Source organism: Desulfosalsimonas propionicica, from assembly GCF_013761005.1.
Classification (GTDB): domain Bacteria; phylum Desulfobacterota; class Desulfobacteria; order Desulfobacterales; family Desulfosalsimonadaceae; genus Desulfosalsimonas; species Desulfosalsimonas propionicica.
On the sequence record NZ_JACDUS010000019.1, the window covers coordinates 1 to 19,363 of the forward strand.

General features: G+C 49.9%; 22 protein-coding genes. 7 read left to right on the top strand and 15 right to left on the bottom strand.

The genetic code is table 11. The features are described 5' to 3' along the window. On the top strand, window positions 1–396 hold a 396-nt coding region (locus HNR65_RS17310), incomplete at its 5' end, for an enoyl-CoA hydratase-related protein (RefSeq protein ID WP_232364828.1). A gap of 243 nt (window positions 397–639) precedes the next feature. On the opposite strand, the gene HNR65_RS17315 is transcribed toward HNR65_RS17310, so the two are convergent. Next, the gene (locus tag HNR65_RS17315; RefSeq protein WP_232364829.1) at window positions 640–1,518 is read right to left on the bottom strand and encodes an IS110 family RNA-guided transposase; all 879 of its coding nucleotides are present in this window, start codon (window positions 1,516–1,518) and stop codon (window positions 640–642) included. 97 nt (window positions 1,519–1,615) lie between these two features. Between HNR65_RS17315 and HNR65_RS17890 the strand changes: the two genes are divergently transcribed. Both HNR65_RS17890 and HNR65_RS17895 read left to right on the top strand, forming a co-directional pair. Further along, a complete protein-coding gene (locus HNR65_RS17890; protein WP_220128440.1) occupies window positions 1,616–2,212 on the top strand; it encodes a helicase-related protein in 597 nt (198 codons plus the stop codon). Then, window positions 2,175–2,453, top strand: a complete 279-nt coding sequence (locus HNR65_RS17895; protein ID WP_232364830.1) for a type I restriction-modification enzyme R subunit C-terminal domain-containing protein — start codon at window positions 2,175–2,177, stop codon at window positions 2,451–2,453. Before HNR65_RS17890 ends, HNR65_RS17895 begins: the two co-directional genes overlap by 38 nt. A 413-nt stretch (window positions 2,454–2,866) precedes the next feature. Here the strand turns inward: HNR65_RS17895 and HNR65_RS17325 are convergent, their stop codons facing one another. From HNR65_RS17325 to HNR65_RS17345, 5 genes are all read right to left on the bottom strand, one after another. Continuing rightward, window positions 2,867–3,694 carry a phosphate/phosphite/phosphonate ABC transporter substrate-binding protein gene (locus HNR65_RS17325; protein WP_181552793.1) on the bottom strand — a complete coding sequence of 276 codons (828 nt, stop codon included), beginning with the start codon at window positions 3,692–3,694 and terminating at the stop codon, window positions 2,867–2,869. A gap of 18 nt (window positions 3,695–3,712) precedes the next feature. Beyond that, window positions 3,713–4,549, bottom strand: coding sequence for a phosphate/phosphite/phosphonate ABC transporter substrate-binding protein (locus HNR65_RS17330; RefSeq protein WP_181552794.1), 837 nt, complete (start codon window positions 4,547–4,549; stop codon window positions 3,713–3,715). 35 nt (window positions 4,550–4,584) lie between these two features. Then, the gene (locus HNR65_RS17335) at window positions 4,585–5,667 is read right to left on the bottom strand and encodes a HAMP domain-containing protein (RefSeq protein WP_181552820.1); all 1,083 of its coding nucleotides are present in this window, start codon (window positions 5,665–5,667) and stop codon (window positions 4,585–4,587) included. A gap of 3 nt (window positions 5,668–5,670) precedes the next feature. Then, on the bottom strand, window positions 5,671–6,135 hold the full coding sequence (locus HNR65_RS17340) for a DUF8082 domain-containing protein (RefSeq protein WP_181552795.1): 465 nt from the start codon (window positions 6,133–6,135) through the stop codon (window positions 5,671–5,673). Window positions 6,136–6,802: 667 nt separating this feature from the next. Then, window positions 6,803–7,357 (bottom strand): flavodoxin domain-containing protein, encoded by a 555-nt coding sequence (locus HNR65_RS17345; RefSeq protein ID WP_181552796.1) that lies wholly within the window; start codon window positions 7,355–7,357, stop codon window positions 6,803–6,805. Window positions 7,358–7,481: 124 nt separating this feature from the next. Here HNR65_RS17345 and HNR65_RS17350 point away from each other — a divergent pair, with 124 nt between their 5' ends. After that, window positions 7,482–7,718, top strand: a complete 237-nt coding sequence (locus HNR65_RS17350; protein WP_181552797.1) for a hypothetical protein — start codon at window positions 7,482–7,484, stop codon at window positions 7,716–7,718. A 430-nt stretch (window positions 7,719–8,148) separates the two neighbouring features. On the opposite strand, the gene hutW is transcribed toward HNR65_RS17350, so the two are convergent. The 9 genes from hutW to HNR65_RS17395 all read right to left on the bottom strand — a co-directional run bounded on the left by hutW (window position 8,149) and on the right by HNR65_RS17395 (window position 16,563). Then, window positions 8,149–9,483: a heme anaerobic degradation radical SAM methyltransferase ChuW/HutW gene (gene hutW / locus HNR65_RS17355; RefSeq protein ID WP_181552798.1), complete on the bottom strand. Its 1,335-nt coding sequence runs from the start codon at window positions 9,481–9,483 to the stop codon at window positions 8,149–8,151. Between the two features lie 101 nt (window positions 9,484–9,584). After that, window positions 9,585–10,064 carry a pyridoxamine 5'-phosphate oxidase family protein gene (locus HNR65_RS17360; RefSeq protein ID WP_181552799.1) on the bottom strand — a complete coding sequence of 160 codons (480 nt, stop codon included), beginning with the start codon at window positions 10,062–10,064 and terminating at the stop codon, window positions 9,585–9,587. Then, a complete protein-coding gene (locus HNR65_RS17365) occupies window positions 10,048–10,590 on the bottom strand; it encodes a flavodoxin family protein (protein WP_181552800.1) in 543 nt (180 codons plus the stop codon). Before HNR65_RS17365 ends, HNR65_RS17360 begins: the two co-directional genes overlap by 17 nt. Before the next feature lie 16 nt (window positions 10,591–10,606). Next, window positions 10,607–12,073, bottom strand: coding sequence for an ABC transporter ATP-binding protein (locus tag HNR65_RS17370; protein WP_220128441.1), 1,467 nt, complete (start codon window positions 12,071–12,073; stop codon window positions 10,607–10,609). A gap of 30 nt (window positions 12,074–12,103) precedes the next feature. Then, complete coding sequence (locus HNR65_RS17375; RefSeq protein ID WP_181552801.1) at window positions 12,104–12,847, bottom strand: energy-coupling factor transporter transmembrane component T family protein; 744 nt, start codon at window positions 12,845–12,847, stop codon at window positions 12,104–12,106. Next, complete coding sequence (locus HNR65_RS17380) at window positions 12,825–13,412, bottom strand: MptD family putative ECF transporter S component (RefSeq protein ID WP_181552802.1); 588 nt, start codon at window positions 13,410–13,412, stop codon at window positions 12,825–12,827. The genes HNR65_RS17375 and HNR65_RS17380 overlap by 23 nt, the downstream gene beginning before the upstream one ends. Window positions 13,413–13,939: 527 nt before the next feature. Then, on the bottom strand, window positions 13,940–15,559 hold the full coding sequence (locus HNR65_RS17385) for a sensor domain-containing diguanylate cyclase (protein ID WP_181552803.1): 1,620 nt from the start codon (window positions 15,557–15,559) through the stop codon (window positions 13,940–13,942). Window positions 15,560–15,941: 382 nt separating this feature from the next. After that, on the bottom strand, window positions 15,942–16,304 hold the full coding sequence (locus tag HNR65_RS17390) for a HigA family addiction module antitoxin (RefSeq protein ID WP_181552804.1): 363 nt from the start codon (window positions 16,302–16,304) through the stop codon (window positions 15,942–15,944). Then, window positions 16,270–16,563 (bottom strand): type II toxin-antitoxin system RelE/ParE family toxin, encoded by a 294-nt coding sequence (locus tag HNR65_RS17395; protein WP_181552805.1) that lies wholly within the window; start codon window positions 16,561–16,563, stop codon window positions 16,270–16,272. Before HNR65_RS17395 ends, HNR65_RS17390 begins: the two co-directional genes overlap by 35 nt. Before the next feature lie 478 nt (window positions 16,564–17,041). On the opposite strand from HNR65_RS17395, the gene HNR65_RS17400 reads away from it, so the two are divergent. From HNR65_RS17400 to HNR65_RS17410, 3 genes are all read left to right on the top strand, one after another. Continuing rightward, window positions 17,042–18,457 carry an SdrD B-like domain-containing protein gene (locus HNR65_RS17400; protein WP_181552806.1) on the top strand — a complete coding sequence of 472 codons (1,416 nt, stop codon included), beginning with the start codon at window positions 17,042–17,044 and terminating at the stop codon, window positions 18,455–18,457. 85 nt (window positions 18,458–18,542) lie between these two features. Next, window positions 18,543–18,725, top strand: a complete 183-nt coding sequence (locus HNR65_RS17405; protein WP_181552807.1) for a hypothetical protein — start codon at window positions 18,543–18,545, stop codon at window positions 18,723–18,725. 245 nt (window positions 18,726–18,970) lie between these two features. Continuing rightward, the gene (locus HNR65_RS17410; protein WP_181552808.1) at window positions 18,971–19,348 is read left to right on the top strand and encodes a hypothetical protein; all 378 of its coding nucleotides are present in this window, start codon (window positions 18,971–18,973) and stop codon (window positions 19,346–19,348) included. The last annotated feature ends 15 nt before the right edge of the window (window positions 19,349–19,363 follow it).

The window sequence follows — 19,363 nt, forward strand, 5'->3', positions numbered from 1 at the left end:
TTTGCCACGCCCGGCGTGAAAATCGGCCTTTTCTGTACCACACCGGCGGTTGCCGTTTCCCGGGCCATCGGGAGAAAGGCCGCCATGGAGATGCTTTTGACCGGCCGTTCTTTCCCGGCCGAAGAGGCCAAACAGCTCGGGCTGGTCAATCGGGTGGTGCCTTTAGACGAACTTGGTCAGGAAACGGAAAAGCTGGCGGCCCAAATTGCAGAAGCAAGCCGGTTTACTTTAAGCATCGGCAAACAGGGCTTCTATTCCCAGGTGGATCAGGAAGATGACAAGGCGCTTGATTTTGCCAAGCACACCATTGTCATGAACAATATGGCCGAGGATGCACAAAACGGCATTCGGGCATTTGTTGAAAAACAACCCCCGGTGGAATGGAAAAACCGCTGATCTGTACAGACCCATTATGTGATTGCCCGAACATCCGGATCAAGGGTTGCCACCTGAGGGCAGGGGCTGGACCCACTCGGTGACCAGGGAAATAAACAGCCCGAAATCTTCCAGATGCTTTCCGAATGTACCATATAATAATTCGGGGGCAGCATGGCAATTATTACAAGGCCAAAAGTCCACCGCGACCATCACCCCAATGCTGTTTGCTTAATTTTTTCCCCTAACTGCTATTTACTGAGTTCAGACTGCCAACGGCCGTGGCTGATAGGCGCGTTGCTCAAGGCTCAAACGCCACAACATCACGGCCAGATCCCGGGCCACTGCTACTATCGCTTTTTGCGGTACGTTTGTCTTAGACACCAGGCGGCGATACTTGGCTCCTGCTTGTTCATCCTTGCGACACCAACACCAGGCTGCCTCGACCAACAGACTGCGCAATCGTTTTTGCCCCACAGGCTTCAAGGCCGATCGACCTTTACTTTCGCCGCTTTGCCGTACCATGGGAGCCAGACCTACATAGCTGGCAACCTGGTTGCCATTCTTAAACCGACCCGGATCAAACAACTCCAATTGAAACGTGGCAGCGGTGATCGCTCCGACTCCGGGTGTTGTCTGCAGGCATTCAAAAATTCTACCATGATGGGACTGCCGGCAAACGTTTCTGATCTGTTCTTCGATACGCTTTTTTTCTTTTTTCAAAAATACCAATTCACGGATAAGGCTTTTAATCGTGCCCTTGGCCCTGGGCAGCAGTGGAAGCTTAAAAAGCGCCTTGATCGCCTTGTCGCTCCAGGAATCCAGACCGGCAGGTTCCTTGACCGAAAGGTAAAGCAAGTGGGAGCGAATCCGTTGTTTGACTGTTCGAATCGAATCCACCAAATCGCGACGACATCGTATCAGACTGCGTTGGGCCTCTTGGGCCTTGTTTGGAATGGCGACGCTTTTAAGCATACCATGAGCCGAATATTGGGCAAGGCGAATACAATCGAGTCGATCTGTTTTGGCTCCCGCTATTACCGGGCGGGGGACGCGGCGGGGCGCTACCACCAATACATTAAATCCGGTGTTGAATAAGTTCGATGTTGACTGTCTTATTCTAACATGGTTTGGGACCAACATGGTATTTACGGCACCATCAAGATTAATACTCTGTCCGGCATTCTGTCACCAATGAATTTGCATCCCACCCCCTTATAATGATAATATGCGCAAAAATTTGGGGCCATTCGTTTGGACCACCGCAAAACAAGGGCTGAGTTTTTGGCCTTTACCGCTTTTCCGTGACACCCAGGCCCACGCCCTGGCGGTGCGCGATCTGATCAACCAGTTCAAAGAGAGCCGTGACCCCTGCTACTGCGTGCGGATGACCGGCAAAGAGGGCGACCGGTTTCTTGCCATGTTCCGGGACAACGAAAAGACCATCCCCACCATTCTCACCACTTCCCAGAAGCTTTCCACAGGCGTGGATGCGCGCAATGTGCGAAATATTGTGCTCATGCGGCCGGTCAACTCCATGATTGAATTCAAGCAAAACATCGGCCGCGGCACCCGTCTGTTTGAAGGCAAGGACTATTTCACCATATATGATTTTGTGAAAGCCTATGAACACTTCAGCGATCCGGAGTGGGACGGCGAGCCCCTGCCGCGCGAGCCATGCCCGGTATGCGGCAGACACCCCTGTATCTGCCGGAAAAACAAAAAGGTGAAGGTGAAAGCTGTTCAGGGACGAAGACGAGCTGCGCGCCCTGTGGAGCCGTCCGGATACCCACAAGGCTTTGCTCGAAGGCCTGGCGGAAAAAGGCTACGGCACTGAGCAACTGCGCGAGATCGGAAAACTCATCGAGGCTGAAAATTCAGATTTCTATGATATTTTGGCCTATATCGCCTTTGCCCGGCCGCCGGTCACCCGGGCCGAGCGCGTGGAAACATGCCGGACGGAAATCTTTAATGGCTATGATTACCCCCAGCAGGAATTTTTAAACTTTGCCCTGGACCATTACGTGGCGCGCGGTGTGGAAGAACTGGATACCGCCAAGCTGCCGCAGTTAATTTAACTCAAATACCACAGCGTCGGCGATGCAATGGCCGAACTCGGCCCCCCGGATAACATCCGCAAGGTCTTTGTGGAGTTCCAGCAATACTTGTATTGAGAGAGATACCGTGAATCCATCCATTTTCATGAACTCATCCATATTATCCAGGGGATGAACTTGGAGCGATGACTATTATCCAGGTCTAAGGGATCAACCTGCTTAAATTCGGCTCCCACAGGCACCCGCTGGAGGTTATCGCCTATGATTTAACTACCGATTTTGACCGGGAAATTTTGATAACGAAACTTGAATCAAGGATTGGAGAACACTGCCAGGACATTGCAAAAAGACTGCCCGTTTAATCATTCGTTGGCTTTTTCTGCAGTTAATTTGAACACCAATTTGGGAGAATCTTAAGGAGGTCTTCGGACAAATCACTTCGACAATACCTGCCGGACGATGTCGTACTCGCTGTCTGCGGCCGGTTTAAAACCGCTCACATCCATGGCTTTCAACACCGGCGAATCTTCATCCAGATTGACCATGGCCGTTCGGATCGCCGACTTCATCTCAGCGGACAATTGGCGATTGACCGAAATCGCCCAGTTCGGCAGCCAGGCGCATGGCGCCACGACCTTTATCGTTCCGGGCTGGATGTATTGATCGGCAATGTGCAAGGCCGATTCGCGGATAAATCCGGCGTCCACATCACCGACACTTACGGAGATGATCACATTTTCCTGTTTGTTGTCTGAGGCCACCTCTAGTTCGCAGTCGTTTTCCACCTCGAGACCGTTCTCGGCCAATGCCAGCTTCTGTGACAAAAATCCGCCAGCCGACGTTTCACCCACGATCATAATTTTTTTGTGTTTCAAATCCCTGAAGGCCTGGATCCCGCTATCGGGGCGCGCGATGATGATACCCCGGAACCGGTCGCCACCCTCTCCTTTGATCGCCATGGCCAGGACTTCATGCGCTTCCGACACTTTTGTGTAGACGAGAGGGTTTTCATATCCGATATCTATTTCGCCGCTTTTCAGGCGATTTTCGTATTCACCGAAATCATTGCTCAGAACCGGGTTGACCTGCGCACCGATCTCATCGGAGAGATGGGCGGCCAACGGATCAATCATGCTATGGATTTTCTTGGGGAAATACCTTGGCAGCATGGAGAATTCGTAAACATCAGTGGCCGAAGCCGGAATGGAAAGCAACAATACCAGACAGATGGTCGCCCAAAGCAAGGTAGCGGATTTATTCATTATGCTCTCATTCATTGACTATGATTCGGTTTTTGGATTCATCCCCGAGGCGCGTCGTACCTCGTCGTATTCACTGTCCCTGGCAGGCCTGAAACGATCGATTTTCAATGCCTTGATGACCGGATGCGCGGGATCTAGTTCCAATAGGGCGGCCTGGATGTCGCACTTGAGATCTTCCGGAAGGCTTTTATCAACCGAAAATGCCCAGTTGGGCAGCCACGCATTTACCGCCACCACCTTAATCTGGGCGGTCGGGAGGTAGTTGTCGGCCTTATGAAGGGCGGATTCACGGATAAATCCGGCCTCCGCCTCGCCGGTATAGACTGACAGAAGGACATTCTCCTGCTTGTTGTCCATCGCCTCCGAGATCGTGCACTCCTTTTCAACATCGATGCCGACCCTTGACAGCGACAATTTCTGCGACAGATACCCGCCTGCCGAGGTCAAGCCGACGATACTGATGGTCTTGCCCCGCAGGTCTTCCAGTTTTGAAATGCCGCTGTCCTGTCGTGCAATAACGATTCCTCGAAATTTATCCCGGTCCTTTCCTTTTTCTGCCATGGCCAATACTTCATGGGTATCTGAAACAAGGGTGTAGATGTAGGGATTTTCATAGCCCATCTGGATGGCGCCGCTTTTAAGGCGCTTTTCATATTGGGAAAAATCACTGGTAATGACCGCCTCGATTTGAACCCCGGTTTTTTGTGTCAGATAATCGGCCAGGGGATTAATCCGTTGGTTGATCTCCTCGGAGGAGTAACGGGGCAGCATCGACAGTTGGTAGGCTTCTCCGGCATAGTTCGCCGTCGGAACCACAAGTAGCAGAAGCATCAACATCGCGTGGTGTAGCTTCATAAGTCTCTCCAATCACAATAGAGGTCGACCTTGATTTAATTGCGCCGAAGGCGCTTCATGGCGGCTTTTATCGAAAAACGCATGCGTTCCAGCGAGGCTGCCAGATCGCTTATCTCTCCGCCGCCCTTGACCTCGATGGGCATATCGATCTCTCCAAGGCTGATTTTTTCGGCCGCCTGCGACAGCAAATGGATCGGCCTGGATATGGTTCGGGCAACCATCAGGAAACAGAGTCCCCCCAAAAATGCAATCACCAGCAAAAAAATCAGTAAAGGAACGAGGCTCTGCCGAACCGCCTGATCAACGTCTGCAGTAAACAAGCCGACATGTGCTTCGCCGCCGGTATCGCCTATCATGACGGCAACATCGTGTATTTCCTGTCCCCCCACACTGAAATCCGTTGCGCTTTCTCGCTGCCCACTTGGTATTCGATTCTGGGTCGAGATCTCCTTGGGAAAGCCGCTTGTTTTGACACGCTCGATAAAATCCGGTGCGAACCGATCCTGGTCGCCGAGAATACCGGCGACAACAACGCCTCGTTTATTGAGGACCGACACGTAGGCCACGCCGGGAAGCGCGGCATTGGTCTCGGCGGTCTTGTTGACGCGAAGATAGTTTTTGATGAGCAGCGGCTGGTGGATTGCGGCACTGAAAGAGCGTGAAATGGAATATGTTCGCAAATCAATCTGATCATGCATAAGGGAGGGTACGAACTTCATGTAAACCAAGGTGAGAATGGATCCGGCAAGCACAATAAACGCTATAAACACCAAAAGCAGTTTCTTCCCGATCGTGAATCCATTGGATTTTGATTTCGCGGAAATGGAAGACGGATCCGTCTTCCATTCCGGTTTGGGCCTCTGCGGTTCTGAAGTGTCGTTGCGGCCCACGGTTTGAAATGATCCGTGGGCCGCACTATTGTCTTTCAACATATCGCCCGAAACCTGCTCGGGCTCGATGGTTTCGACATTTTGTTTGGGTTTGAGGACCTCTATCGCACTTTTGCAGTTCGGGCAGTTGAACAACGTACGCGCCTTGACGAGTTTCTCTTCGTCAATTTTGTACCGCTTGCCACACTCCTCGCAAATAATGACCATGTTGCGGTCTCCCTTCGCCATATCTTATTTTTCTTCAAGTTTTTTCAGCATGCTTCTTATGAATTCGATCCTCTCGTTTTCATCCGACACCTGCTGTCCAACGGTTTCGATCAGTTCGGCGGCGCTGTCAAGCGGCACCTTCATCTCCTCACCGCCGATTTCCGTCACGGCGTCCTCTACCATCATCTGGGCAATCGGGCCGGCGAATTTGGATAGATGTCCGGCCATAAAACCGAAAAAGGCAGGATCGATCATCTCGGTCCTGCCGTGAACTTTCTCGATGAGGTCGTAATCCAACAATTTCGATACAAGTGGCCGCATCTCGGAAAGTCTCATGTTCGTTTTGCGCGAGACTTCGCCAAGATTCGTCCGCCCATCGATAGCCATCAACATCTCCAGCATTTTGCCGTTGACCGACACACTGCCTTTTAGCCCTGCAACGGTTCTCCTGAAGATGATTTTGGAAATATTTCCAGATAACTCACTCATAACGCATTCTCCGCCAAAACCACCTTGTAAACGGGCGCGAAAAAACAGCCCAAGCCGAATTGTATAGCAAAAAGCATACCATTTAAGACAATGCTCAAAACCCTTAATTGTTGCAATGACTTCAATGAAAGGTGAAATCGCGAAAGGCTTGCGACTGACACTTTTCGTCAATGAAATTGACAAGAATTGTCATGCCTGAAGCACGCCAGAAGGTCCCTGTAACGGAACTTTTGCTGATCAGGAGATAGAAAAGCATGGCCTATAGCTAACCCCCGAATTAAAAATGCGGTCTTTCAGCTTCAAGGGTCTTGGGTGGGTCTTGGGATCGATCTTAGGGTTTGGAGTTGGCGTGGTTGCTGCCCGGACAGCTTGGCCCTGGCAAGAGTCAAAAGATTGGCGGCGACAACCGATGTCCACATGTAGGATTTGATTCGAAGCTTGGCCGGTCAGACATATTTTATGGCCATAAATCATCTCACGCCGGTCTTTTATGATGATAGCGGTATACGGTTCAAGTATCGAAAACACTTTTTCCTCCTGCGGGCACTTTTTCACCCAAAAAAATCCGTCACTTGTCTGCTGGGATTGATTGCGCTGATTGGGGGGCAAAGAAAAAGCGCAAGATCACAACTGGCAATGGCAGAACCTCCTTAAGTTGAACGTAAAATCATTGTCGCTCTAATCCGGGCACAGTACCCAATTTCACGTAATTCGGTACTGTGTTTCCGGAATTCCTTTTTCCCCACTTCCATGCTGGCATGGGCCAGGGCACCCAGCCAATCCGAGCGCAGATCGGCATCATCGAACCGATGATGACTTTGCTTTCATCCGAGGGGTCTCCGTCTATTTTAAGGCCAGCCGCCACTTTATTGCCCCCCATGCTCTCCATTTTTGCCTCAAGCATGTCCACGGACCCCCAAAAATGCGTGTAAGAACTGGCGCCTGGCGCAAACACGGCAAAATTTGCGCCATTCAGCTCACATCCATCAAGCTTCTCATAAAATTCTGCAAAGTCCTCCTGAAGCTCAGCTTCCTCATCACCGTAAGCCGGCCATCCCAAAAGTATCACATCCTGCTCAGCGGAGAGGTCCTTAACCGATGCGGCCGTCACCTCCTTTAACCCGGTTTCCAAGCCGGCGGCATCCATTTCCTGTTTCATAGCCTCGGCCATCATCTCGGCATTACCGGTTGTCGTACCGTAAATAATCAGCGCTTTTTTCATGTTTTCCTCCTGATCGTTTAGTGTTTCTTTTTTTGATGAGCACCCGGGCGCCGTCTGGTGCGATTTTAAATCCGTTGTCGCCTTTAAAGTAAAGCCAGTCCCGGCGCATGGGAGTAACGCCCATATGATGTTTAAAGAGGCTTACGCCTGCGGGGATAATTTTTTGAAGTCTTTCCGTGTCTACAAATATCCGCTTGCAATTCGCGCTGTTTTGCCGGATGGTCTTAAACAGCTCCCAGGCACACCGGCCTGTAAAATCACCCGTCAAAGAAACATGCAGGTTGCCTGCGCTATGACGGGAAATGATACGAAAGTCTTTACCCGGATATGCTTTTTTCACTTTCCCCCCTTTCGATTTTAAAAATTATGGGCCCCTTCCTGTTTATTCCAAAGCGTCCAGCCTTATTGACCAGGCCTGTGATAACAGCCAAACTCCGGCAAAATTTTCCTCTTCTAAAATTAATTTGATACTCTAATAAAATATTCAAAGCTAACGATGATGGCACCGTAAAAAGTCTGATTTCAGATGGTGCCGTAAAAAGTTCAAGATCAAGGCTTGCGCCATTTCGAAGAATGCAGCGTACTTATCCGTAGGTGAAATTCTGAGAAATTGCGCGTAACGCAGATATTGGACTTTTACGGCGCCATCAACGATACGGGCCAGAAGATTAGCGGTAAAAAACAAAAACACACAGGCTGGGGGTCGTGAGGAGGTATTCGGGTGCTTCTCTGGTTTTTATTGAATGCCTGAATCGCCGGCTTCTATCCTACGAAACATGCCTGTCCTGCTTTTATTGGCTCTCAAGGTTTTCCAGCAGATGATCGATCAAAGCCTGGGCCAGGTTGACCTGCCAGAACTGGCCGGCAAGAGTGAGCTTGACCCTGCCGCCGTCGCGGTGGATGAGCCCGGTTCTCCACCATTGCTCAAGCAAGGGGGCGCAGATCGACTCAATATCTATGCCGTGGGTTTGCCGGATCTTTTCCATGTTCAGATAACCGGTCTCCAAACCACCGGCAATGGCGTTGATCAGGGGCTTTTGCGGCGGTGCGGCCAGCATACCGGAAACCGGCTTGCGCCCGGCTGCCAGTTCTTTTAAATATGTATTCAAATGGCCATTGACCATGCAAAGATACCCCCCCAGCGTGCCGCCTGCTCCGGCCCCATAGGGCAGGCATGGCGCCCCGCTTTTCATGAGCTGGTTGTACATATTTCGCTCCCGGCCGCCGGTTGCCCAGTGGGTCATGGACAGCCGCCGGCAGTGCCGGGCATCCATTAACTCGACCCCGCGTTTGAACATGTGCGCCTGCTCGGCCAATTCGGCAGGCTTCGGCAGCCGGCCGGTTTCCACAGATGCAGCCAGAGGGGTGTTGTTAAATACATTTAGCTGATAAAGGTCCGCACCATCGATTTCCAGGTCCAGAAAGGTTTTCATATCGTTTTCCCAAATGGTCATATTCTGACCCGGAAGCCCGTAAATCAGATCAATGATTATCGCTGCGGCATTTTTGTCCCTTGCGCTTTGCAGGCATTCCATCACCTTTTCCCGATCGCTTCTCCGGCCCAGGTTTTTGCGCACAGCGGTATCAAAGCTCTGCACGCCCACGGAAAATCGATTGGCACCGCCGGCAATACAGGCTGAAAGAATGTCTTCATTCAGATCGGCAGCAGTTGTCTCTATTGTTATCTCGCTGTCATTGGCAAGCGGCAGTATATTGCAGATGGCTTTCAGCAGGCGCTCCAGGTCTTTTGGCGCCAGCACTGTCGGCGTTCCGCCGCCAAGGTATACCGCATGCAGCGGATAACCGAATACAGCGGGTTTGTCCCGGTCCATGTGCAGTTCCCGGATCAGGGCATCGGTGTAATCCCGGCTTGTGGCCCGATCGGCGGAATACTTATAAAAGCCGCAATACAGGCAGTGGTTGCGGCAAAACGGTATATGAAAGTAAGCGGTTGAAGACGCTGTCCTGGGCTGATTCATGATTTTTTCCCAGGTCTTCGGGATAAGCGCATTTTCAACGGGCTTGCCGCCGATTCCTGCATGAACCGCACTCTTTCTGGTAAAGGCTGCGGTCAGTGGATCCACCCCCTCCCGGGCAAAAAAGCGGCGCTCCGCTCTTTCTGTCATCTGTGAAGTCCGACGGTCCAGTTTTCCCCGGTTTTGTCCATCATGCGAGGAGGGCTGAAGATCTCCTGTTTCTTTACCGATCGGACCGCTATTTTCAACGCTCATACCTGTCTCCTTTGATCAAACCATTGAAAATCAATCCCGCTGCCAGGTCCGGCGCTGCACCGGCCGGTCATTTCCCGGATGTCAACGATAAACAGCGGTGATTTTTCCGGTGTTCGTACAAATTTTTCCGCTGCTTCCCTGTAGTCCGCATTCATCACCTGCCCCAAAAGCGCCCATCCCCGGCGTATCTTTGCCGGCGATCGCTCCATTCTGGCTATCCCAAAAACCGAAACCCCGGCCCACCGGGAAAGGGATGGGTCCGCCAATGTCACTTTCACCAGCACATGCGGATTTTTTTGAATGTTTCGAACCGTTGTGCCCCGCGGGTTGATCATGAAATTCATCTGACTGTCATCGGCCATGAAATATGTGGCTTCGATGGCGTATGGCATTCGGCCCGGGCTCACTGTACATATCGTTGCCCATTTCCAAAGGCTTAAAGCTTGCCGGATTTCCGGCTCAATCATTTTGCGCATGGCTTCCCTGCCGTTTTTTCTTCATTTTGTTGAGTGTTTCCTTGAGCCTGTTGCCTGCTGCTGCCAGGTCATCCGCATTTGGATGGCGCTCGGCCTCCCGGAGCCGTGCCCTTCGTTCCGGGGTCATGCCATGATGGGGGTCATCCTGCAGATTCTCCTCCATCCATTTGATCATCTCCGGATCCACGCGGCCCTGGCAAAGAAAGGTGCCCAAAATTTGATTGTCCGCAGCCAGCGCTTTGACATTTTCCATGCATTTCTTCCCGTGCTCGGAACCCGGGTACGCTCCCAGGGTGCCGAACAGAAATATCGGCTTGCCCTTGAGTTTTTCCAGATACCGGCGGGCTTTCTCATCTGCCGTGCCTTTATCCACCCAGAACCCAAGGGCGATAAAATCACAGGCATCCGGGTCCGGGGCATCATCCACGGGGTAAAGCGCCCTGGGCAAAGGCAGGACCTCATAGACGGCTTGCGCCACTTTCAGGGTGTTTCCGGTACGACTGGAACAGACCACCATTGATTTCATCTTTATTTTTCCTTTCTCATTTTTTATTTCTAAACCCCACGGCATGGCCGGGCGCCGCCGAGTCAGCCGCTTGCCTTGCCAGGGGCACGGCAAGCACATGGGTGCAGGCCGTGCTGATCAGCTCCTGGTCATGGCTGATGACCAGAACGCACGTGCCGTTTTCCGAAAGCTTTTTTATGGCATTGGCGATAATTCTCATGTTCAACCCGTCCAGTCCGCTGGTGGGCTCATCGAGTATCAGTATGTCCGGATCTTTAATGATCCCGCAGGCAATGACCAGGCGCTGTTTCTGGCCGCCGGAAAGGGACTGGGGATGCCGGTCGATAAAATCTGAAAGATTGAAAAACCCCAGCAGGTCTTTTGCCCGCTGCCGGCGCTCTGCTTTGGGCAGGTGCCGCGCGGCGGCAGCCAGCTCCTGGCCGGCGGTTTTCATGTGCAGCTGATGATCCGTGTTCTGCAGCACGATGCTGCCATGTTTAAGCAGGTCTTTGGGCGAAGCCGTGCGGCCCCTGTAATGAATTTCACCGGATCGGGGACGAAGCAGGCCGGTCAGCAGGCGGGCGAACGTGGTTTTACCAGCTCCATTTGCCCCGGTTACGGCTATTACACTGGCCTTGGGCAGAAATGCAGCTGCGGATTCAAAAACCGGCGTCCGGTTTTTGAATGCAAAGCTCAGATTCTCAATCCTAAAACCTTCGCCATCTGCCTGGCCGGCTGAAACCATGGCGACTGATGGCGCCTGGACACGGGTTTGCCTCAGGCCGTAGCGATCCTGAACCGAGCGTTTCTCAAGTATGGAAAACGATCCGGTTTCGCAGATCCGTCCGTTTTCAAGAACAAATGCCCGGTCGACAAGCTTGTTTAACCAGTAGAGCCGGTGATCCACGATAAACAGGGTCATGCCCTGCTGTTTCAAATCGGTCAGGATTCGGGCAAACTCTTCGGTGGCCCCGGGATCGAGGTTGGCTGAAGGCTCGTCCAGGACAATAACCGAAGGCGACTGGGCCAGAATCGATGCCAGGGCGACCTTCTGCTTTTCCCCTTCGGAAAGATCAAATACAGAAGCGGCCATGAGATGCGCCAGCCGGAACCGGTCGGCTTCGGCCCGGATTTTCGCCTGTATTTGCTCCGGTGCAATGCCCCGGCACTCCAGGGCAAAGGCCAATTCGTCGGCCACAGTCAGGGCAAAGAACTGCTGCTCCGGCTCCTGAAACAGCGTACCCACATACCTTGAGATTTCATGGATATGACAGGTGGCGGTTTCCGCGCCGCAAACCCGCACCCGTCCTTGCATATTGCCATGGAAATAATGGGGAATCAGGCCGTTTAACATGCGGACCAGGGTGGATTTGCCGCAGCCGCTTGCGCCCGTGCACAGCACCGCTTCGCCGGCCGGTACGGCAAAACTTATGCCATCAAGGGCCTTATGCGTCTGAAAGGGATAGGTATAGGAAACGTTTTCAAAGCGAATGATTTCGTTCATGCTGTGTCTGAGAACCTTTCAAAAGGCATTTTATAGCGCCGCCACAGCCAGAATGACTGTGACTGCAAAGGCAATGTAGTCTGCCGGCCGGAATCGATTTTGTGCAATAAAGGTCATCCTGTCCGCGTAACCGAGGCCCTTTAATTCCGCGGCAACAGCAAGCTCATCCGACGAGCGAAGCGCCCGCACCACGATCGGCGCAAACAAAAGCCGCAGGGTCAGGGCCGGCCGCAGGGTCAGCGTCAGGGGATTGACAGCGTAGCCCTTTATCTTGAGGGTTTCCCTGATCAGGCGGACATCGTTTATAAAACTCGGAATAAACCGGATCATCACCGTGGCCGGCAAATAAACAAACAGGGGAAGGCGCAGGGATTTGAGGGTGCTCAGCAATTCCTTGACCCGCGAGGATATGGCCAGGGCGAGCACAACGTGGATCAGTATCACTACCCGCAGGAAGGGATTTAAAAAAGGCCCCAGGCCCATATCTCCCATTTCCGGCATGAATACCAACATCACATAAACACAGCCCAGAGCTGTCAATGCCATGACAGAAACCGCCGCATAGGCGACAGCCAGCACCCGGAACCGGTTATGGGCCGCGGCATAGACAAAACTGGCCGCCCCTAGCATGGCCAGGGGATACCAATCCTTAATAAAAATGACCGTTGCCGATGCCACAACGCAAATCAGCATCCGGGTGCGGACATCGAGCGCCTGGATGACGTTTTCTGCACCGGCCGCGTTTGCGGCGCTACTGCCGAATAATGCCTGCATGCCGCAGCTCCCTGGCAAAAAAAACGCCCGTTGCCAACCCGATCAGGCACCCCGCATAACCGATGCCGACCACGACTGCCCCCATGAAAAAAAGCCCGATCTGCTCCTGGAAAAAAAACCAGGAATAGCCCAGTGAAATGGCACGGGCCAAAAGATCATAAAGCCCCACGCCCAGAACCATCGCCCATGTTTTGCTGTAACCGGATACCACGAAAACCAGCCCGTCGCAGATCAGCCCGGCCCCGATACTGCCAATCAAAAGCATGGCATTACCGCCCATCAGCAGAAGGGAGACCAGCCCGCTGATAACGGAAAACATCGCCAGCACCCCGAACTTGCGCACCTTGTAGACCAAAATAATCAGAAGGGATGTGGCCGCGATGTTTTTCAATACCATGGAAACCGGGTTCATGCCCCCGCCGGCAATGGCGATAACCATGGTCGATATCTTGATCAGCGCGGCAAAAGTGCCGATTGTGATAAGCTCGCCGGACTGCCAGTATCGATGTTTCCGCAGACGGCTTTTTTCAGCCGGGCAAATTTTGACCTGACCGGTTGGCTGCATGTTTAATCTCCAAATTCAAATCCAGACTGCCGCGTTATTTGTCCAGTGCCTGGGCCCTGCGCGCAAAAATTTCCTCACACTCAATAACGCTTGAATCGATATAAGCCGGCAGCGCGTAGATGCGATTGTTTTTAACCGCCGGCACTTTGGCAACCCGGTGCGTATCTTGCCGGGTGAATGTTAGTGGTACCAAAGAAAAATAAAGAATGCTAACGGATCAGGCCAAAAAATTAGCTATAGAAGCCAAAAGCATCCTCCTGAGATGAGCATCGGAAATGAATTCAAGAGCCTGAGTTCTGACAGGGAAAGATTGTCAACCACCCTCAAATCCAATTCAGGCTTTCGTTGATTTTCTTATATTTCGTATACTTGTTAATCAGACTGGAGATTTTTTCACATGATGAACGTGGATTGGCGTGTCCCGGATGAGCATTCGGTTATTTCATCTCAGCTTGGATCATATAGTCTTTTGGGGTCAGGGTTTGTTTAGAAATTTTTATCTTTGTTATTCTGATCCGTCCTTCTGTTTATGCGTTTTGCGAATGCCTGTCCCAGAATGTATAGGCGCTTTTCCCTGAATTTTTCGAATCATACAAGGCGATATCCGCTTTTCTGAACAATTCTCCAAAATCTACAGGGATAGATTCATATTCCTGTATGTCAGTGCCCAGAGCGATGCCGATACTTACTGAAACCCTGGTGTGTGGAAACTGGTGCAAAATCTTGTTTTCAAATCCTGTCAGCAGCTTTTCAGCCAGCACTTTGGGGATTTCGTAATGTTGCGCTTTTGGGATGATGATGGCAAATTCATCGCCACCCAGACGATACAAATGCTCGATGGGAAAAATTTCCCGGAGCAGACCGGAAAATGCAACAAGTATCCTATCGCCTTCATCATGTCCGTATTGGTCATTTACTTCTTTGAAGTTATCCAGATCAGCAAGCAAAAGGGCGGTGTTCGATTGGCAGGGGGTCTTGCGCATAAAATCCTGTAAGCTTCGTCTGTTGTTCAACCTGGTCAGATGATCCGTGTTGGCGTCTATCAGCAGCTTGTTTTTTTGACGATGTTCCAGGGTAATGTCAAAAAAAAGATATATATGCCCGGCCAACACGCCAAAGGTATCGAGAAGCGCCTCGTCGTGAATTTTGAGGACCTTGTTTTTTGATAGCAGCAGCGTATCTCCATCATCTGATTCTATAACCCATTTTGAATCATGGGTGAATTTTTCTGATGGATCAATGAAAATATTGAGGTTTTTATCCATCAGTTGGGTTCGTTGAAGCGAAAAAAGATCGATAAATTTGTTATTGACGCTGGTTATGACTCTGTCCTTGTCGGCAACCACCACTGCAAAGGGCAGGCTTTCAATCAGAATACTCAATTCGATCAGCAGGTTTCGCAGATCCGTGACGTCGTGAGCAAATCCTGCCGTGCCCATGACACGGCCATCAATATCGAAAATGGGTGATTTGTAAGTTTTGAACTTCCGCAGTTCCTCCCCGCATTTCACTGTTTCATCAAACAGGCACGTCTCCTTTTTATTAAGCACAATCTCTTCAGACTCCAGGCAGACATATTCGCCCCTGGCGTACTCATCGGGTTCAATGTCCCAAATATAGTAATGTCCCCTGTCTTGAATTTGTTCTTTTGTTTTGTTGACAGTACGACAAAAGCTGTTGTTCACCTTCAGGTGCGCACCCCTTGCGTCCTTGAACCAGATCAGGTCAGGCAGGCTGTCAATTAGAGAATCAAGATATTTTTCTGTCAGGATTGCGTCTTCGCGTTCCTTTAGCAGCTCCAGGAGTCTGGCGAAAGAATCCAGTACTTTGTCTTCGGCAAATGGTTTAATCCAGACCTGATCGAGCAGATTGTGGACCTGAGCCAGTACAGGCAGGGTTTCCGGTGTAAAACACCCGACAAGCAGCGAATTTTCCTGCTTTGATGCATGTGTTTTTTTTACGCATTCACTGATATCGGTACCTAAGTCGAGGATAATTATCGCACAGTCCTGTATCGCAGCTTCATCCACCTGCGGCTGACTGATAAATTGATGCGAAAAGGGATTCAATGGTGCAACGTTTGCCAGAAGGGTTTCGAGATGTGGATCCTGTGTCGCGAGAAAGATCTTAATGGTACGATGATACATGTCGACTCCTGTTTATAGCAGCATCCCTTTACTGCATCTACCCGCCGGCAAGGCAAAGCCGGGGATATTGATCATCATAGATGAATTCCACAATGGTTGTTTGTTTTTCAATGTTTCAGACAATAATGATTCGGCACATCACCGGAAAAAATTTAGAAAAAAAGAAAGCGGTGAGCCGGAGACACGATGCAGATAAAAAACAAGTTTGAAAATAAATTGAAGCAAGAAATTCCTATGAAGGGTTTCCTGCAAAAAGTTTCTTCAAATTTGGATTACGCTTCAGAATCTCAAACATGCTCAGATATCATTTTTTGGCGATAACATATTTCTCTCTTGCAAATATGGAGCGATAGCGGAATTACCTGTCAAGAGCAGAAAATGGTTATGCAAAAGAATGCTTATCTCTGGGGATTGGTTTCAGACGCTTAATCTGTTTTGCTTCAGGGCTGTTCATTGCATGCCAAAGGTCCCAATCCTGTTGCAAGCCCAGCCAGAAATCTGCGGACATACCCAAAACCCTGGACAGGCGTAAAGCAGTATCCGGAGTTACCGAACGCCTGCCTTTAATAATTTCGTTCAGACGAGGGTAAGAAACGCCTAAACGCCGTGCAAGTTCTGCCTGTGTAAGGTCAAGGGGCTTAACAAATTCCTCCAGAAGCATCTCCCCGGGATGAGTGGGCGGACGATTTCGAGGCAGCCGCCGGCCAACATCAGTGGTAATCCGTGATTTCGATCTCGTAGGCATGGCCTTCCTCCCATAGAAAACAAATTCTGTATTGTTGGTTAATGCGGATACTGTATTGATTTTCCCGGTCGCCTTTCAGGCGTTCCAATCGACTTCCAGGAGGCGCTTTCAGTTCATTGATCTCCCGAACTCGGTTGATTTGATCCAACTTTCGGCGGGCAACCGGCCAAACAGATTGAGGGCAGCATCTTCGAGCAGATCGGGATGCCTTGCCATCAAAAATATCTTCAGTACCAGCTGAGTTAAAACTTTTTATCATGAATTATATTATAACGAGGTCCGTTATAGTTGTCAAGCTATCTGAAAAAAAGCATAACACGGTTGAGCTGTAAGCCGAATAGGCCCGGATAGATATTTTTGTCCGTTGCCGCTATACCGGCTTTCTGGAGTCGGCGGCGCAATTCGCGCAAGAGGATTTGCTCGCGCGCATCCGGCACAATCAATAGGGATTTGGCCTTTTTCAGGCACTCTGTTGGTATATTTCATTGAGCGGGACTTGTTTTTGTCAAGCTATGTTTTTCGGTTCTGCCACGTCAACCACCCCCGGCCGCAGAGAAACTTTCTAAATAAGCAATAATCGACCAATAATACTAAATTATAATGTTTATATTTTTCTTGACACTTTATTTAATGTATCTTAAAAGATTTTTATAATAGCTATTATCTACTTATTTTAATCCTGTTTCTTTGAACTGAAGTGGACCTTTTATTTCATTTTTGGATGGGGAGGTTTGCAAATGGATATTAGAGCAAAGCTTATTTTTCTGTTAACGGTCTATGCTGTTGTCGTAGGCGGCTGCAAAATAGAAGGTACAGTGGAACAGCAGGGCAAAGGCGTGGAGGGTGTTGATGTACAAATGTCAGGGCCTGAATCACGGACTATACAAACTGATAAGGATGGCTATTTTGTCTTCAATAATATAGAGAAAGGCGAATACAGGATCACACCGGAGAAAAAGGCATATACATTTGAGCCCGAATCTCACAGCGTCAAGATTAGCAAGCTTTCAAAAACCCAGGAAATTAATTTCACTGTTTCCCAGACGGGCGTACAAATCTCAGCGGATCCTCAAACTATCAAACCCGGAGAGACCTCCACTCTTTCCTGGAGCGCTTCAAACGCTGATACCTGCGCCATAGAACCTGACATCGGAGAAGTGGACACAATTGGTTCGCTTGATGTTTCTCCGGATGAGTCAACCGTGTATTCAATCACAGCTACAGGAGCGGGCGATTCGGCTCCTGATGAAGTGACAGTGGAAGTCGCGCCGGACGAGTCTCCGGAAGTGTCCATACTCTCGCCGTCGTCCGGAGAATTTTTGGCACGAGAAGAGGTTGCGATCAGGGGGACAATAGACGGAATTTCTGAAGCCGAAGTCGGTGTGAGCGTTAACAGCACCGCCTTAAACGAGATCTCCTTTGATTCCCGGATACCTGCAAATGTATATAAAGAGGAATTCGCGGCAAACAATGTTCCTCTCATGCCCGGGGAGAACACGATTACCGTAATCCTAACCTCCAGCGACCTTGAACAGATTGCCGAGGAATCCGTAGAGGTTTACTGTGAACCCGCAGATTATACCATTAAAGCCACATCTGCGCGGCAACGCGCAGTCTCTCCACTGGAAGCAACCTTGGAGATTGAAGCGTCTTTTAACATTACGGATTCCTCGGTTATCTGTTCCGGGCCTGCTCCGGCGGATATAACAGAGCAGGCTCCGGACGAATACGATGTGCGAATGATTGAGCCGGGGCTCTACTTTTTTACCGTGGAAACTGCGGATCCGGAAAATAATATACTTGCCGATGAGTACGTCTTTTTGGTGATGGAGGAGGAAGAACTGGACGAAAAACTGCGATCCAAGTGGAACGGACTTAAATCCGCCCTTTCGGAACAGGATATTCAGGGAGCTTTGCAATACTTCACCGACGAGCAGAAATACCTTTACAGCGATATTTATTCAGCGCTTGAAGATGAACTTCCGCAAACGGCTGCTGAGATGAAAGAGATAGAATTTCTTTACGCAAAAGATAATCTGGCAAAATATAAAATATACAAAGACGAACATTATGGCGGAGAGGAAATCACTGTGGCCTATTACCTATACTTTGTAAAAACATCCGAGGGGCTTTGGAAGATACACCGTTACTGATGAGCCTATATATTATAGTACCGGTACAGGGGCCGGCGTGCAGACAGGGTATTGACGGGATTTATCCAAGCAAACCGGAGGAGAAATGAAAAGAGTTTTTCTTGTTCCATTGTGTTTCTTGTCAGGCGTCATGCTCCTGTTGGTCGCTTCCGGATGCATCAGTGTTTATGATCCGCCCCGCCATGGAAGAGTCATAGATGCGGATACCGGAGAGTCGATAGAGAATGTTGTGGTGATGGGTTATTGGGATATTTCTTTAACGGAATGATCCGGACTGCGATTGAAACTTTTTGGGGGCATCTTCTCCATTTGGCCAAAAAATATCAAATCTTCTCGTCATAGAGCTGTTTGATAAATTTCTTTAATAAAAAGGATCTTGGAAAAGATACCGCTACTGAGGGAACAATGAAAAGGGATTTTCTTATAATACTATTTTTACTGTTCGGACCTATAATCTTGTTCATTTTTTTAGGCATTATAAGTGTTTATGACCCGCCCCGTCATGGAAGAGTCATGGATGCGGATACCGGAGAGCCGATAGAGAATGTTGTGGTGATGGGTTATTGGAGGATTAACTATTTTCCTTTCATGTTTATAGGTGCCCCATCGCATTATTATGATGCAAGGGAGGCTGTGACGGATGAAGAGGGATATTTTACTTTGCCGGGTCTAGGGTTGTGGCTGTATCCCGGTTATCTTAACAGTCCATCCATAAGCGTCTATAAAAAAGGGTATAAAAACAGAGGCTGGGATAAAGATAAAAGGGTTATCCCTTTGAGAAAACTTGATGAGGAAGAATCAATATACCGAATAAACTTGGATATCCCACTTTCTGATAATCATAAAATAAAACGATATTTGCAGGAAATAGATCATTATAGCCTTAAGTAAAGGCTTTATAATGAA